The sequence below is a fragment of the Streptococcus sp. GMD6S genome, assembly GCF_000297015.1.
The window spans coordinates 1-549 of the sequence record NZ_AJRH01000261.1 but is presented as its reverse complement, the minus strand read 5'-3'; the positions used below and the strand labels follow the sequence as shown (position 1 = coordinate 549).

The window sequence follows — 549 nt, the reverse complement described above, 5'->3', positions numbered from 1 at the left end:
TGATTTTCTAAGACGCCAAGCATAGGGACTCCAGCAGTACCACTAGGTTCGCCATCATCACTCGTACGCTTTATCTCACTGCGTTCCCCTACAATAAAAGCAGAGCAGTTATGGGTGGCTTTGTAGTGTTCTTTTTTGATAGCAGTGATAAAGTCACGAGCTTCTTCTTCACTATAGACACGCTTGGCATGACAGATAAAGCGTGATTTTTTGATTTCTTCTTGGACCTGCCCATCCTCTTTAATTGTTCTAAATTCCATGATTTAATTGTACTAAAAAATTACCTAAAGCGCTATATTTTTACGAATATTAAAGTATGAAAGTAAATCCAAATTATCTCGGTCGCTTGTTTACTGAGAAAGAATTAACGGAAGAAGAACGACAGGAAGCAGTGAGACTGCCAGCAATGAGAAAAGAGAAGGGGAAACTGTTTTGTCAACGTTGTAATAGTTTGATTCTAGAAGAATGGTATTTGCCTATTGGTGCCTACTATTGTAGGGAGTGTTTGCTGATGAAGCGAGTCAGGAGTGATCAAGCTTTGTACTATTT

The 549-nt window shown here is 39.0% G+C and carries 1 protein-coding gene and 1 pseudogene; one reads left to right on the top strand and one right to left on the bottom strand.

Annotated features, from left to right (window positions below; all coding sequences use genetic code 11):
• Nucleotides 1–260, bottom strand: a 260-nt coding sequence (locus GMD6S_RS10050) for an IMPACT family protein (RefSeq protein ID WP_000395749.1), incomplete at its 3' end; no start/stop codon positions are given.
• 56 nt (nt 261–316) lie between these two features.
• On the opposite strand from GMD6S_RS10050, the pseudogene GMD6S_RS10045 reads away from it, so the two are divergent.
• Nucleotides 317–549 (top strand): annotated as a pseudogene (locus GMD6S_RS10045) (DEAD/DEAH box helicase); the annotation flags it as partial.